This is a genomic window from Streptomyces sp. NPDC087901, assembly GCF_044742205.1.
Taxonomy (GTDB): domain Bacteria; phylum Actinomycetota; class Actinomycetes; order Streptomycetales; family Streptomycetaceae; genus Streptomyces.
This window is the reverse complement of the sequence record NZ_JBIUUC010000011.1, coordinates 45,994-60,716: the sequence shown is the minus strand read 5'-3', so window position 1 is coordinate 60,716 and position 14,723 is coordinate 45,994. Positions and strand designations below refer to the sequence as shown.

At 70.6% G+C, this 14,723-nt stretch carries 13 protein-coding genes and 1 pseudogene; 5 read left to right on the top strand and 9 right to left on the bottom strand.

Translation table 11 applies throughout. The features are described 5' to 3' along the window. Positions 1–81: 81 nt before the first annotated feature. The 4 genes from ACIOEW_RS28890 to ACIOEW_RS28875 all read right to left on the bottom strand — a co-directional run bounded on the left by ACIOEW_RS28890 (position 82) and on the right by ACIOEW_RS28875 (position 5,311). Entirely contained in the window at positions 82–1,536 is a 1,455-nt protein-coding gene (locus ACIOEW_RS28890) for a M1 family metallopeptidase (RefSeq protein ID WP_401967159.1), read from the bottom strand. A 95-nt stretch (positions 1,537–1,631) separates the two neighbouring features. Next, the gene (locus tag ACIOEW_RS28885; protein ID WP_362549327.1) at positions 1,632–3,761 is read right to left on the bottom strand and encodes an HD domain-containing protein; all 2,130 of its coding nucleotides are present in this window, start codon (positions 3,759–3,761) and stop codon (positions 1,632–1,634) included. 141 nt (positions 3,762–3,902) lie between these two features. Beyond that, entirely contained in the window at positions 3,903–4,775 is an 873-nt protein-coding gene (gene dapF / locus ACIOEW_RS28880) for a diaminopimelate epimerase (protein ID WP_401967157.1), read from the bottom strand. Positions 4,776–4,870: 95 nt separating this feature from the next. Then, on the bottom strand, positions 4,871–5,311 hold the full coding sequence (locus ACIOEW_RS28875) for a hypothetical protein (protein WP_362549531.1): 441 nt from the start codon (positions 5,309–5,311) through the stop codon (positions 4,871–4,873). Between the two features lie 1,067 nt (positions 5,312–6,378). Between ACIOEW_RS28875 and ACIOEW_RS28870 the strand changes: the two genes are divergently transcribed. Both ACIOEW_RS28870 and ACIOEW_RS28865 read left to right on the top strand, forming a co-directional pair. Next, positions 6,379–6,699, top strand: coding sequence for a nitrilase-related carbon-nitrogen hydrolase (locus ACIOEW_RS28870; protein ID WP_401967154.1), 321 nt, complete (start codon positions 6,379–6,381; stop codon positions 6,697–6,699). Beyond that, on the top strand, positions 6,630–7,097 hold the full coding sequence (locus ACIOEW_RS28865) for a nitrilase-related carbon-nitrogen hydrolase (protein ID WP_401967426.1): 468 nt from the start codon (positions 6,630–6,632) through the stop codon (positions 7,095–7,097). The genes ACIOEW_RS28870 and ACIOEW_RS28865 overlap by 70 nt, the downstream gene beginning before the upstream one ends. A gap of 379 nt (positions 7,098–7,476) precedes the next feature. On the opposite strand, the gene ACIOEW_RS28860 is transcribed toward ACIOEW_RS28865, so the two are convergent. Next, a complete protein-coding gene (locus ACIOEW_RS28860) occupies positions 7,477–7,794 on the bottom strand; it encodes a transposase (protein WP_401967151.1) in 318 nt (105 codons plus the stop codon). A 202-nt stretch (positions 7,795–7,996) separates the two neighbouring features. After that, positions 7,997–9,226, bottom strand: coding sequence for a PP2C family protein-serine/threonine phosphatase (locus ACIOEW_RS28855; protein WP_401967148.1), 1,230 nt, complete (start codon positions 9,224–9,226; stop codon positions 7,997–7,999). A 320-nt stretch (positions 9,227–9,546) separates the two neighbouring features. Here ACIOEW_RS28855 and ACIOEW_RS28850 point away from each other — a divergent pair. Beyond that, positions 9,547–9,702 (top strand): annotated as a pseudogene (locus tag ACIOEW_RS28850) (IS1380 family transposase); the annotation flags it as partial. 65 nt (positions 9,703–9,767) lie between these two features. On the opposite strand, the gene miaA reads toward ACIOEW_RS28850, so the two are convergent. Beyond that, positions 9,768–10,706 carry a tRNA (adenosine(37)-N6)-dimethylallyltransferase MiaA gene (gene miaA / locus ACIOEW_RS28845; protein WP_401967145.1) on the bottom strand — a complete coding sequence of 313 codons (939 nt, stop codon included), beginning with the start codon at positions 10,704–10,706 and terminating at the stop codon, positions 9,768–9,770. Positions 10,707–10,942: 236 nt separating this feature from the next. Between miaA and ACIOEW_RS28840 the strand changes: the two genes are divergently transcribed. Continuing rightward, positions 10,943–11,206, top strand: a complete 264-nt coding sequence (locus tag ACIOEW_RS28840; RefSeq protein WP_350997310.1) for an antitoxin — start codon at positions 10,943–10,945, stop codon at positions 11,204–11,206. Between the two features lie 79 nt (positions 11,207–11,285). On the opposite strand, the gene ACIOEW_RS28835 is transcribed toward ACIOEW_RS28840, so the two are convergent. Both ACIOEW_RS28835 and miaB read right to left on the bottom strand, forming a co-directional pair. Further along, entirely contained in the window at positions 11,286–11,999 is a 714-nt protein-coding gene (locus tag ACIOEW_RS28835) for a class III extradiol dioxygenase subunit B-like domain-containing protein (protein WP_401967142.1), read from the bottom strand. Positions 12,000–12,075: 76 nt separating this feature from the next. Next, positions 12,076–13,596: a tRNA (N6-isopentenyl adenosine(37)-C2)-methylthiotransferase MiaB gene (gene miaB, locus ACIOEW_RS28830; RefSeq protein WP_362549311.1), complete on the bottom strand. Its 1,521-nt coding sequence runs from the start codon at positions 13,594–13,596 to the stop codon at positions 12,076–12,078. A gap of 123 nt (positions 13,597–13,719) precedes the next feature. On the opposite strand from miaB, the gene ACIOEW_RS28825 reads away from it, so the two are divergent. Continuing rightward, a complete protein-coding gene (locus tag ACIOEW_RS28825) occupies positions 13,720–14,718 on the top strand; it encodes a TAXI family TRAP transporter solute-binding subunit (RefSeq protein WP_362549308.1) in 999 nt (332 codons plus the stop codon). Positions 14,719–14,723: the final 5 nt, after the last annotated feature.

Below are 14,723 nucleotides of genomic sequence, written 5' to 3'. Positions count from 1 at the left end.
TTCCCTGAGGGGAATTCTCCGGTCCGGCCGCCGTGGCGACTCGTCGATAGTGGCACGGCGGGCCCGGCCCGTCACGCGGGTTTACCCTTGCCGCGCCGGTGTCGTGCTCCGCCAGTCCGGGTGCCCCGGCATGGGCGGCGTCTTCGTCCCGTACAGCCAGCCGTCGAAGAACGTGGTCAGGTCGCGTCCGGCCACCCGGGACGCCAGAGCGGAGAAGTCCGCCGTGGCGGCGTCGGAGTCGCGGTGCTTCCTCACCCAGAGCCTCTCCAGCCGGTCGAAGGCGCCACTGCCGATCTCCTGGCGGAGCGCGTACAGGACCAGGGCGCTTCCGTCGTACACCACGGGCCGGAACAGGCTGAGCTTCTCGCCCGCCGCCGGCGCGGCGGGCCGGGCCGGCGGGCCGCCCCCGGCGCGCCAGCCGTCCGAGCGGGTGTAGGCGTCGCGCATCCGTCGCTCCAGCGGCTTGTCCGCGTGCTCGTCGGCGTAGCGCGCCTCGTACCAGCTGGCATGCCCCTCGTTGAGCCAGAGATCGGACCAGGTCCGCGGGGAGACGCTGTCGCCGAACCACTGGTGGGCCAGTTCGTGGACCATGACCGAGTCGACGTACCACTCGGGGAAGCCGCCGTCGGTGAACAGGCGCCGCTCGAAGAGGGAGAGGGTCTGGGTCTCCAGCTCGAACCCGGTCTCGGTGTCGGCGACCAGGACGCCGTAGTTCTCGAAGGGATAGCGGCCGACCTGCTGTTCCATCCATTCCAGCTGGCCCGGGGTCTTCTTCAGCCAGGGTTCGAGCCTCTCCCGGTCGGCGGCCGGCACGACGTCGCGCACGGGCAGCCCGTGCGGACCTGTGCGCTCGACGACGGTGGACCGGCCGATGCTGACCTGGGCCAGTTCGGTGGCCATGGGGTGTTCGGTGCGGTAGGTCCAGGTGGTGCGGTCGCCATGGCTGGTCCGCCCGGTGCGCAGGCCGTTGGCCACCACCGTCAGATCCTGCGGGGCCGTGACGCGGAAGGTGAAGTACGCCTTGTCGGCGGGGTGGTCGTTGCTGGGGAAGACCCGGTGTCCGGCGTCGGCCTGGTTCGCCATGGCGAGCCCGTCGGCGGTCCGCACCCAGCCCCCGCTGTCCTGCTCGCCCGAGGGGTCGCTGGTGTGGTGGACCGTGATGCGCAGGGGTACTCCTGCCGGGAGGCTGCCCGCCGGCTCGATGATCAGGTCCTCGTCCTCGGTCGCGAAGCCGGCGCGCAGACCGTTGATCTCGACGGAGCGCACGGTGCCGCGGGTGAAGTCGAGGTTGATCCGCTCCAGCGGCTCGGTCGTCCGCGCGTCGATCGTGGTGACGGCGTCCAGCGGTTCGCTGTTACGGCCTTCGTAGCTGAGGCCGATGTCGTAGGCGAGTACGTCGTATCCGGGATTGCCGAGATGCGGGAAGAGCGGGTCCCCGATGCCGAGGGGCACCGGTGCGGGCAGGGTGGCGGCGACGAGGGTGGCCGATGCGGTGGCCAGCAGGGCGGCCCGCAGGCGGCGGGAGAGGAACGGCATGGACTACGGCTACCAGCGCCGCCCCGCCATAGCAGGACGGCGCGCGCCGCGCCACCCGAACGAGATCCGCCGTGGCGGACGGTGCCGTCCCCCGGTCAGAGTGCGGCGGCCGGATGCTGGGCGCGGCTCACGTCGTACACCCCCGGTACGTCACGCATGGCGCGCATCAGCGCGGGCAGCCCTGCGGCATCGGGGAGTTGCAGGGTGTACGTGTGGCGTACGCGCTGTTCGCTGGGGGGTTCGACGGTGGCGGAGATGACCGCCGCGTCCGCTCCGGCGATCGCCTCGGTGAGGTCGGCGAACAGCCGGGGCCTTCCGAAGGACTCCGCGACCAGGGTCACCCGGCATTCGGCCGCGTCGCCCCAGCTCACGACGACCGGCACCCGGCCGACGGCCTCCATCCTGGCCACGACGGGACACTCCAGCCGGTGCACGGTGACGGCGCCTCCGCGCACCGTGAATCCGGTGACGTCGTCGGGGGGTACGGGAGTGCAGCAGCCCGCGAGCCGCACGGTGGTGTCGGGCCGCTCGACGACCGCGCTCACGGTGCGGCCGCCCGCCCCGGCGGATCCCGGTCGCGCGGGCCGGGAGGACCTGGCCGGTTGCGGGCCGGGCCTGCGGCCGTCGGGCGGGGTTGCGGCGGCCTCCGGGTCCTGCGGATGGGCGTCGAGCCAGCCGGTGATGGCGATGCGGGCGGTGGGCGTCCGTGCGTGGTCGAGCCAGGCGGGCGAGGGCCCGGACGCGGCGTCCTCGGCGAGGAGCGGCTGGACCGTGTCACCGTCGCCGAGCACAGTGCTGAGCGTGGCCAGCCGGCCGTTGACCCGGGCGCCGATACAGCTGTGTGCGGCGTCCCCGTACTGCGCGTAGGCGGCGTCGACGCAGGTGGCGCCCGCGGGCAGGCCGAGCGTGCCGCCGTCGGTGCGGAAGACGGTGATCTCGCGGTCCTGGGCGAGGTCGGCGCGCAGCGTGGTCCAGAAGGTGTCGGGGTCGGGGGCGGACTGCTGCCACTGGAGGAGGCGGGAGAGCCAGCCGGGGCGGGTCGGGTCGGCCCGTTCGCCGTCGGCGGGTTCGGTGCTCGGTGCCGTGCCGTCCGCGGTGTACGGATTACCGAGCGCGATGACGCCGGCCTCGGCGACCTTGTGCATGCGGTGGGTGCGGATGAGGACTTCGGCGACCTCGCCGTCCGGGCCCACCACCGCGGTGTGCAGCGACTGGTACAGGTTGAACTTGGGGGAGGCGATGAAGTCCTTGAACTCGGAGATGACCGGGGTGAAACAGGTGTGGAGCTCGCCGAGTACCGCGTAGCAGTCGGCGTCCTCGCCCACGAGAACCAGCAGGCGTCCGAAGTCGCTGCCGCGCAGTTCGCCGCGTTTGATCCGGACGCGGTGCACGGAGACGAAGTGGCGTGGTCTGAAGACCACTTCGGCGGTGATGCCGGCATCCCGGAGCACCGCGGCCACGTTGTCCGCGACGGCGGTGAGCGGATCCCCCTCGGCAGTCGCGGCGGAGATCACGGCGCGGGTGTGCACGTACTCCTCGGGGTGGAGGATGGCGAAGACGAGGTCCTCCAGCTCGGTCTTGAGCGCCTGGACACCGAGCCGTTCGGCGAGGGGGATCAGTACGTCGCGGGTGACCTTGGCGATCCTGGCCTGCTTCTCGGGGCGCATCACGCCGAGCGTGCGCATGTTGTGCAGCCGGTCGGCGAGCTTGATCGACATCACGCGGACGTCGTCGCCGGTGGCGACGAGCATCTTGCGGAAGGTCTCGGGCTCGGCGGCGGCCCCGTAGTCGACCTTCTCCAGCTTGGTCACGCCGTCGACGAGGTAGCAGACCTCCTCGCCGAACTGGTCCCGCACCTGATCGAGGGTCACCTCGGTGTCCTCGACCGTGTCGTGGAGGAGCGAGGCGGTCAGGGTGGTGGTCTCGGCGCCGAGCTCGGCGAGGATGAGGGTGACCGCGAGCGGGTGCGTGATGTACGGCTCGCCGCTCTTGCGCATCTGTCCGCGGTGCGAGCTCTCCGCGAGGACGTAGGCCCGGTGCAGCACGGAGAGATCGGCGTCGGGATGGTGGGCCCGGTGTGCCTCGGCGACATGGCCGATGGCGTCCGGCAGCCGGTCCCGGGAGACCGGGCCGAGCAGGGCGACCCGGCCGAGCCTGCGGAGATCGATCCGGGGACGGCCCCGCCTGCGGATGGGAGCACCTGGGTTGGTGGCCTCTGCGCTCATGGGGCACCTCCGGCAACGTCGACCGGCGGTGGGAAGGTGCGGTCGCGCCTCCGGGTCCGGTGCTTGATGCTACCGACCCCACCACGTGGCGGAGTCCGGCTCTCGCCCAGCGTGAAACGGATCACCCATTCGAGCGAAGCTCTATCCCCTGAGCGTTTCGAGCCAGACCGGATCGATCATGCCCTCGGCGACGATCACGGCCGCTCCGGTCATCTCGATCTCACCGTCCGGGTGCTCGGTGATCACCAGGGTGCCGCCCGGCAGATCGACGGTGTACGTGACCGGAGCTCCGGTCTCCGCCGGGTCCGCCGCGTCCCGGCGGGCCGTGGCGACGGCCACGGCGCAGGCGCCGGTGCCGCAGGAGCGGGTCTCGCCCGAGCCTCGTTCGTGGACCCGCATCGCGACGTGCCGGGGCCCGCGGTCCACGACGAATTCGATGTTGACCCCGTCGGGGTAGACGGCGGCGGGCGCGAAGGACGGCTCGCGGAACAGGTCTCCGGCGTGAGCCAGATCGTCGACGAAGGCGATCGCGTGCGGATTGCCCATGTTCACGTTGAGGGCGTCCCAGCTGCGGCCTCCGACGGTGACGGTGACCCGGTCCGCGGGAAGCAGGGCGCGGCCCATCGAGACCGTCACGTCGCCGTTCTTGGCGAGGTGCACCTTCTTCACGCCGCCGCGGGTGGCGACCGCGAGGTCGCCCTCCTCCACGGCGCCGGCGCGCTGCAGGTAGCGGGCGAAGACCCGCACGCCGTTGCCGCACATCTCGGCGATGGAGCCGTCGGCATTGCGGTAGTCCATGAACCACTCGGCCTCGCCGGCCATGGCCTGCGCCTCGGGGTGTGCGGCGGACCGCACAACGTGCAGCAGACCGTCACCGCCGATCCCGGCGCGGCGGTCGCACAGCCCTGCGACGAGAGCCGCGGGCAGGTCGAGGGCGTTGTCCGGGTCCGGAACGATCACGAAGTCGTTCTCGGTGCCGTGGCCCTTGAGGAAGGCGATCTGCGAGTTGGTCACAGGACAACTGTACGAGCCCGCACCGACGGCTCGGAGAACCGGCCCGCCGGAAGGGGAGGGTCGCCCGGGCCGTCAGCCACGGCCCGGCCCGGTCCTCAGTTCTGCAGTCGCGCCACGCGCCAGACGGCCAGTGCGACCAGTACGGCGCACACCGCCACGTACAGCGCGATCACCCGCCAGTCGGCCCGCTCCCCGGAACCCCTCGACGGCAGTCCGGGCCAGGTGTACCCGACGCGGCGGGCCGCCATCATGCCCCAGCCCGCGGCGCAGCAGCTGATCAGCAGCCCCAGCATCGCGACCACCGGGCCGCCGTCACCCACCTCGAAGGCGAGCGGGAAGGCGAACATCAGCGATCCCAGCGCGGCGAGCATGACGATCGGCGCGAGCTGCCAGATACGCATCCGCCGGGCGGGACGCAGCTCCACCTCGACCTCGGGGGTCACAGCGAGCTCATCGGGCCCGTCGGGGCTCAGGCCTCCTGCTTCGTGCTGCGTGTCCGGTGCGTCTTGCTCTGTGTCGCGAGGGCCGGCCTCCATCGCCACGCGCCCTCCCAACTCGGACTGGTCGATCGATGCTCGATGATGGCACGCCACAGGTCGCCGAATTGACGGGCGGGGCTTCCCGATGCCATCACGTGATCAGGCTGTTATAGCCCCGCTTCAGGGTTTATGCAGGTCAGACGCCTGCTGCTGGTCAGCCAGTCAGCAAGAGGTCAGCAATAGGCCCAGGTCAGCGCCGGATTGACCGGTCGTAACCAGCCCGAAGAGGGTCCATCTCAATCATGCCGAACAAGCTTGCGCGGGGTATGGGCAGCTCCTTCAAGCCCTGCGAGCGCCCCGGCCATCGGGCCGCCCGCACCTCTGCGCAATCCGCTTCCGCAACACCCGGGGTAAGCAGGCCGAGCAGTCCGGCTTCCCCACCCAGGACGCCGCCATCGAGCGCCTGACCGAGCTCTGCACGGCCCGCAGGGCCAATCCGAGAAGCATCGCCGAACAGCAGGAAATTCTCGGCGAGATGGCCTTCGATGAGTACGCGAAGGCATGGTTCGCCCGCAAGCACGGTCTCACCGGCAGCACGAAAGCAGCGACCGAGTCCCGGGTGCGCAGCCACCCCTGTCCGGAGATCGGCTCGCGGAGGATGCACACCTTGGACAGCTTCGTGGTGGAAGCTTCATCACTGCCATGGAACGCAGCGACGTCGGCGCCGCGGCCCGGGCACTGCCTTCCTGCGGGTGAGGGGAATCCTCTGAGGACGCACACCGGCGCGGAATAACAGGTCTCGACCCGCTACTCGATGTCAGCCCGCCGAAGTGCCGCCCACGCCCGACCGTGATCCCCGCCAAGGAACAGGTCGGCCTCCTGCGCGTGGCCCGCGAATGGCTATGACGCCCTGCCCGCAAAAGGACGCGAACAGCATCCTGACGGCAGCGGCGGAAGCCGCGCACATCACTCCGGCGAGCCTGGCAGACGCCATGGTGGCCGGCTCGCGCGGAATGGCAGTCCCGGCGCACCTGGAGCGGGCGGTGCGACGAGCCGTGGAGCCTGACTCTTCGATCATGAGGCCTCCGGCAGTACCCCGGCCGGCGTCGACACGGTGGGCTGACATGCTCAGCTCTGTGAAGATCGCGACAGCCCAGTTCACCTGTGTTCCTGCTGACATCCCGGCCAATGTGCGGCAGATGGCCGCCCTCACCGACAAGGCGCGTGTGCTGGGTGCCGAGCTCGTGGTGTTCCCTGAGCTGGCGCTGACCGGGTACGAGCTCAAGGCCCTGCTTGCCCGCCGTGATCTCTGGGTGCAGGTGGACGATCCGCGACTGGATGCGGTCCGGGCGAGTGGTGTCGCCACGGTCGTCAACTGCGCTGCGGCCACCGACGGGGAGCGGCCTGCCATCGAGACGCTGGTCTTCGGGTCCGACGCGAACTGATCACCACGTATCGCAAGCAGCGCCTGTTCGAGCACGAGCAGGACGTATTCGTAGCGGGACAGCACGACGGCCGATTCGAGCTCGGAGGGCTGCGCTTCGCCCTCGCCACGTGCTTCGACAACCACTTCTCCGAGCTGGTCTCCCGTGGTGCCGCCGATGGATGTCAGGTGCATCTGGCCAGCTCGTTGTATGGCACGGGCGGCGGAGTGAAAGAGCTGGCGGCGGTGTATCCGGGCATCGCCAAGGACTTCAATCTTCACGTCGTCGTGGCCAACCATGTCGGCCCTGCCGGTGCGTGGACCGGCTGTGGCGGCTCCGCGCTGTGGGCTGCCGGCGGCGACCTCCTCGCGCAGGCCGACGCCGGCACGACCATGGTGGTCACCGCAGAAGTCGGATAGAGCGTGGCATGGATCAGCAGCGCAGCCAGATCAGAAGCGCGGCAGCGGTAGCGGTCCCCCGGTAGACGCAGCCGCGCTTGTCGTAACGCGTGGCAATGCCTCTGAACTGGTTCACCTTGTTCACCGCCCGCTCGGTGGTGTTCCGAGCTTCGTACCGCGCCTTGTCGAAGCCGGGAGGCCGGCCACCGCGCAATCCCTTTAGCGGGCGGGCGGACTGGTGCCGTGTCAGCCGGGGTTCGCCCCGTCGCGACGCCATGCACGCACTCTCGCCGCACCGGCCGAAAGCCCAGGTGCATCCAGTACGAGGGCTTCCGGCCGGCACGCCGAGAGCACGCACCTGAGGCCGCTCCTGTGCGGGCAGACCCTGACTGACGCGCCACTAGCTGTCGCCCTTCTCCGGGATCACGTGTCGGATGCCGCGTCGACGCAGATAGACGCTGATCACGCCGTTGCTGTTGGCCCTGTCGGCGCCAATGCTGTCCTGCAGCCGCCGAGGTCTGCGCAGCCCCAGCCGTGGAACGCGAATGTGCTCCAGAACTTGATCGAATTGGGTGCAGTCGGCCCGCTGTCCCGGAGCGATGACGAGTGAGAGTGGACGGCGCCTACCGTCCGCCGCCATGTGGATCTTTGTGGTCAGCCCGCCACGGGAGCGGCCAAGAGCTTCGCCTGCTGCACCGCCTCCGCCAGGAACGGACACAGGTCCACGTGAACGCGGCCGCCGCGCGCAAGTGAACTGATCTCTGGCCCCTTATTGAGACTCTGGACGGCGTCGGTGGCGGGGCTATCGGTGCCGCAGCGGCATGTTGGTGAGCACGAAGCCACATCGCCCAGTCGCCGGACTCCGGCCCCACCAGCAGGCTGCCGATGCGGACAAGCAGCATGCGCGCGAACGGGACTACTTACAGGCGGATGATGACCAGGGCCGTGTCGTCCGTGTTGCCGCCCGGTGGGAGGAGGTCGGCCAGCAGGGCGTCGGCCAGGTCTTCTGGTTCGGCTTGCCCATGCCGGACGAGGGAGTCGGCGAGGCGGGCCAGGCCGGTGTCGATGTCTTCGGTTCGGCGTTCGACCAGCCCGTCGGTGTAGAGAACCAGCGTGGCGCCGTTGGCGAAGGTTGTAGTGGCCTCCGGCCGCGGGACATGTTCGGGGCGCGCGCCAAGAGGCGGATCGGTCGCTTGGCCGAGAAAGGTCACGGTTCCGTCGGCGTGGAGGAGTGCTGGTGGCGGATGACCTGCGCTGCTGTACTTGATGGTGTGGGTGCCCCAGTCGATCAGGGCATGCACCACAGTGGTCGACTCGGCCCCGTCGACACTGCGGGCATACAGGCCGAGTGCCTCCAGGGCCTCGGCCGGCCCCTCGGCGACACGGGCGGCCGCGCTCAGCGCACTGCGCAGTTGTCCCATGACGCAGGCCGCCGACAGTCCGTGGCCGACGACGTCGCCGACGGAGACCGCGATACGGTCATTTGGCAGGTCGACCAGGTCGTACCAGTCGCCGCACACGTGCAGGGTACCTACCGCTGGCCAGTAGCGGACGGCCGTCCGGCGGTGCCCGACCGGCGTGGGGGCGGGAAGCATGGCCGCCTGCAGCGCCAGGGCGATTTCCCGATCGCGCGCCTGCGCGCTGCGAAGGCGTTCATTGATGTCCTGCAGTTCACGGGCACGGGTGTACAGCTCGGCCTCCAGCACGCGTGCGTGACTGTTGTGGCCGGGGCCGCCGCGGGCGCGGATGAGTTCGGTGACCTCCTCCACCCGGTGAACGATCAGCACCACGTGACCTTCGGGGTCCAGCACGGGCGCGTTGATCGGGCTCCAGAAGTGCTCCACCCAACGGCCGGGCCGCTCGGCGTCCTCGATGTCGTAGCGCAGCAGCGCCATGGTGTCGCGTTCACCGGTGGCTACCGCCCGCAGCATCGACGCCCTGGTCTCCCTCATGCCGGCCGCGGCCCGGTTGTTGGGGTTCTCGGGGAACACGTCGAAAATGTAGCGGCCGAGCAGTTGCTCACGGGTGCGCCCGGCCAGCCGCAGGAAGTCGTCGTTGGCATCGGCGTACAGCAGGTCCGGGGTGAGCAGCGCCACCATACCGGGCAGTGCGTGGAAGACCGCCGCGTAGTCGATCTGCGGTGTCCTCATGTGCTGTCCGCCTCGTCGTCGGCCTTCACGATGTGCCGATTTCCACGATAGGGGGACCACGTCACCGAACCTGAACACTGGTCCCGACCAGATACGTCACTCACCTGGACGGCCCCGGCCACCGGACGACGGCCCCGCCTGTGACGTGCCTGCGGAGACACCGTCAAACCCGCCGGACCGCCGACGTGCGTGATCACCGCCGACCGACCATCTCCATGGCGGGTCGCGGACCCGTGATCGACCGAACGTTGCGACCATCGGACAAAGACCTCCAAGTGGTCTCGCACGGAGGCTCGACAACAGCGCGGGTCCGGGGACTGCTGGTCGATGTCGCCATGCTTCGGGCCGAACCGGCTCTGCTCGGCCCGGTGGCCTCCGATCCGACAGTCTCCCGCCTCATCGACGTCCTGCCCGTAGCCGGACCGAAAGCCCTGATCGCGATCCGCTCAGCCCGAGCACAAGTACGCTTCCGTGTCCGGGGGCCCGGCCGGGGATGAGGCAGTACAGCATTGGCCCCCACCGTCGCTGTCCCGTCATGGGATCACGCTGTAACCGCTCGTTCGACCAACGCCAGCGCCCGGCCCGGGAGTTCGCCGCGATGCTCCATGGAACCGTTCAGCCACTGGACGCGCGGGTCGCGGCGGAACCAGGAGTCCTGGCGGCGCGCGAAGCGTTTGGTGGCGCGCACGGTTTCGGTGCGCGCCTCGTCCTCGGTGCACTCCCCTGCCAGCGCGGTGAGCACCTGCTGATAGCCGAGCGCCCGGGAGGCGGTGCGTCCTTCCCGTAGACCCCGCGCCTCCAGGGTGCGCACCTCGTCCACGAGTCCGGCCTCCCACATCCGGCCGACCCGCACCGCGATGCGTTCGTCGAGCTCCGGGCGTGCCACGTCGACGCCGATCTGGATGGCGTCGTAGACCGCATCGTTACCAGGGAGGTTGGCGGTGAAGGGCTTGCCGGTGATCTCGATGACCTCCAGGGCCCGCACGATGCGCCGGCCGTTGCTCGGCAGGATGGCGCGGCCCGCCTCGGGGTCGGCAGCGGAAAGCCGCTCGTGCAGCGCTCCGGAGCCGTGCTCGGCCAGCTCCGCTTCCAGCGCGGCCCGGACGCCGGGGTCCGTCCCGGGGAACTCCAGGGCGTCGATCGCACCCTTCACGTACAGCCCGGAACCGCCCACCAGGACGGGCGTGCGGCCCTCGGCGAGCAGCCGGTCGATCTCGTTGCGGGCCAGGCGCTGGTACTCCGCGACGCTGGCGGTCTCGGTGACATCCCAGATGTCCAGCAGTCGGTGGGGCACGGAACCGCGCTCGTCGAGCGTCAGTTTGGCGGTGCCGATGTCCATCCCCCGGTAGAGCTGCATGGAGTCGGCATTGACCACTTCGCCCCCGAGCTGCTGGGCGAGGAACACCCCCAGGTCGGACTTTCCTGCTGCGGTGGGACCGACGACGGCGATGACCCGCGGTGCGGGAGCTGAACTTCTCACTGCCACAGTCTCGCAAACCTCGGGGCCGTTCCCGAATGGGCGATGCGCGGGCCGTGGGGTGGCCACCTGGTCACGCTCAGCCGAGTAAAATGGTGTCTACATATGGGTGGTTTCTCATGGTTCCGCCGTTTTCTCCAGAACTGCCGATGCCTCGACCGGGAGAGTGCGGGGCGGCAGGGCGGGTACCGGGGCCGGAGAGAGCACGCGCACGCAGCCCCCAGCAGAGAAGGTGTCCGATGGGCTTCATGGACAATTTGAAGGCGAAGCTGAGCCCCGCGAAGGACAAGGTGAGCGACCTCGCGCAGCAGCACGGGGACAAGATCGACCAGGGGCTCGACAAGGCCGCGCGGACAGTGGACGCGAAGACCAAGGGCAAGTACAGCGACAAGATCGTGTCCGGCACGCAGAAGGCCAAGGGCGCCGTGGACCGACTGGCCCACAAGGACGGGGACGGTACGCCGCCCGCCCCGGGCAGCACTCCGCCGCCGCCCGCTTCCTGACACCGGGCAGGCGCGACAGCACGACGGCCGTGGAGCCGCAACGCTCCGCGGCCGTCGTGCGTGCGGTGCGCAAGGACGGTCAGGACCAGGCGGCGACCATGTAGCCCACACCGTACGGCGCGTCGTCGTACAGCAGCCGGCCGTCCAGTCCGGCACCCTCGGCCGCCCCCGCGAGCACCTGCCAGGGCGCGCGGCCCGCAACCTTGAGTTCGTACGCCAGCGCCTCGTCCAGCGCGATCAGCGCATCCGTGTCCGCCGCCCCCAGCGCGTGCGAGGCCGCCGCGTCGAACCCGGCGGCGCGCTCGTCGAGGTAGCCGGGCGACTTCAGGGTGCGGCAGGCACTGCCGTCCCCCATCACCAGCAGCGCGACCCGGTCCGCGCGGGCGGCCAGCGCGCGCCCGGTCTCCGTGCAGCGGCCGGTCTCCAGCGGCTCCCCCACACCGAGCGCCTCGACCGGGGTGCCCGCCCATCCGGTGCGGGCCAGCAGCCACGCACCGACCGCGAGCGACGGGGCGAGCGGGCGCTCGGCGACCGTGCCCAGGTCCCGCCCCAGCCGTACGTCGAGGTCCACACCGAACTCCTGGAAGCCACCGGTGGCGCCCTCGGGGTGCGGTCCCCGGCCCGCGAGGTCCGCCGGGCCGATCACGATCAGCAGATCGGGCCGGGAGGCCGCGAGGACGCCCAGGGCGTCGGTGCACGCGGTCCTGGCGGCATCGAGCTCGGGCGCGGCACCGGCGGCGACATCGGGGACCAGCAGCGGCGGACAGGGGCAGACAGCGGCGGCGACAAGCATGAGGGGCAGCGTACTGTCCGGCCGCCGGACCCCGCGCGGGAGGCCGCCGGACCCCGCGCGGGAGCCCGTGCGCCCGTCAGTCGCAGCCGCAGCCCGGTGCCGAGGCGGCGGGCAGCGGTGCCGGGGCGCCGATCCCGGGCAGGCCCAGCATGACGCCGGCCGGCTTGACGGCCGCGGCGGCGGTGCGCTTCTCCCAGGCGTCGCCCGAACGGGTCCGCCGCACCCCGAGGGGCGCGCCCTCGGCAAGGAGGTGGTGCGGGGCCGCGTAGCTGATCTCGACGGTCACCACGTCGCCCGGCCGTACGTCCTGGTCGGGCTTGGTGAAGTGGACCAGGCGGTTGTCGGGGGCGCGGCCGGACAGCCGCTGGGTGGCGCCGTCCTTGCGGCCCTCACCCTCGGCGACCATGACGTCCAGCGTGCGGCCGACCTGCTTCTTGTTCTCCGACCAGGAGATCTCCTCCTGGAGGACGGACAGGCGCATGTATCGCTCCTGGACGACCTCCTTGGGGATCTGCCCGTCCATGTCGGCGGCGGGGGTCCCGGGGCGCTTGGAGTACTGGAAGGTGAAGGCGTTGGCGAAGCGCGCCTCACGGACCGCGTGCATGGTCTGCTCGAAGTCCTCCTCGGTCTCACCGGGGAAGCCGACGATGATGTCGGTGGAGATCGCGGCGTCCGGCATCGCGGCCCGCACCTTGTCGATGATGCCGAGGAAGCGTTCCTGCCGGTACGAGCGCCGCATCGCCTTCAGGACCGTGTCCGAGCCCGACTGCATCGGCATGTGCAGCTGCGGCATCACGTTCGGCGTCTCGGCCATGGCCGCGATCACGTCGTCGGTGAAGTCGCGCGGGTGCGGCGAGGTGAAGCGGACCCGCTCCAGGCCCTCGATCCGCCCGCAGGCGCGCAGCAGCTTGGAGAAGGCTTCGCGGTCGCCGATGTCGGAGCCGTACGCGTTGACGTTCTGGCCGAGCAGGGTGATCTCGGAGACGCCCTCGGCGACCAGGGCCTCGATCTCGGCCAGGATGTCGCCGGTCCGGCGGTCCTTCTCCTTGCCGCGCAGCGCCGGGACGATGCAGAAGGTGCAGGTGTTGTTGCAGCCGACGGAGATCGAGACCCAGGCGGCGTACGCGGACTCGCGGCGGGTGGGCAGCGTCGAGGGAAACGCCTCCAGGGACTCGGCGATCTCGATCTGCGCCTCCTCCTGGACGCGGGCGCGCTCCAGCAGCACAGGCAGCTTGCCGATGTTGTGCGTACCGAAGACGACGTCGACCCAGGGGGCCCGCTCGACGATGGTGTCGCGGTCCTTCTGTGCGAGGCAGCCACCGACCGCGATCTGCATCCCGGGGCGCTTCGTCTTCATCGGGGCGAGCCGGCCGAGGTTTCCGTAGAGCTTGTTGTCGGCGTTCTCCCGCACCGCGCAGGTGTTGAAGACGACGACATCGGCGTCGCCGTCGGAACCCTCGGGCGCCCGCACGTAGCCGGCGTCCTCCAGCAGCCCCGACAGCCGCTCGGAGTCGTGGACGTTCATCTGGCACCCGTAGGTGCGCACCTCATAGCTTTTTCTGACGTCCACTGCTTCGCTCCGGTTGCCGCTGCTCATGCCACAAGGGTAGGCGCTGCACGGACGCCTCCCGCCGCGGGCGGTTTCCAGGCCGTCGCGGTAGCGGGGAGATCCGCGGGCACCCCTGGCCAGGGCGGGGAAACACCTGGCAGGATCGCCGCCATGCTCCCGGCACTGTCCCGAATCGGCCGTCGTCGCTCGCTTCGTGCGGGCGCCGCCCTCGTCGTCGTGCTCGGACTGCTTCTCTGGTGGCTGCTCCCCCTCGGCGACCCGGCGCCGACCGGGACGCTGAAGTTCAGCACCGGGGTCCGCAGCGGCGTCTACGAACGGTACGGCGAGCGACTCAAGGGGGCGCTCGCCAAGGACCTGCCCGAGGTGTCGATACAGCTGCAGACCAGCGAGGGCTCGCAGCAGAACATCGCCCGGGTCGCGACGGGCGAGGCCGACTTCACCATCGCGACCACCGACGCCGTCGCCACCTATCTCAGGGACGGCAAGCCTGGCGCCGACCGGCTGCGCGGCTGCGTCAGGCTGTACGACGACTACATACAGCTGGTCGTGAAGCGGGAATCGGACATCCGCAGGGTCGCGGATCTGCGCGGCAAGACGGTCGCGGTCGGACAGCCGGGGTCGGGGGTGCGGCTGGTCGCCGACCGGCTGATGACGGCCGCGGGTCTGGACCCCGTGGGTGACGTGACGGCGGTGCCGGCCGGGATCGACACGATGCCGGAGCTGCTGGAGGGCGGCCGGCTCGACGCGTTCTTCTGGTCCGGCGGGCTGCCGACCACCGCGGTGGCGGAGCTCTCGGACCGGTTCTCGGTCCGGCTGGTCCCGCTGGAGGACACGCTCATCAAGGAGCTCCAGGCAGCAGGCGGGTCCACCCGCTACTACCGCTCGGCCGTGATGCCCGCCGACGCCTACGCGAACGCGCAGCAGGGGCAGGCCGTCCCCACGGTGGCGGTCGCCAACGTGCTGGTGACCACGGACCGCACCGACGCGGCGATGACGGAGGCGTTCACCCGGACCGTGATCGACAGCCGGGACCGGATCGGGCGCGAGGTGCACGCCGCGCAGCTGGTGGACCTGAGGACGGCGATCTACACGGATCCGCTGCCGCTGCACGAAGGGGCCAAGCGCTACTACCGCTCGGTCAAGCCCTGAGATCC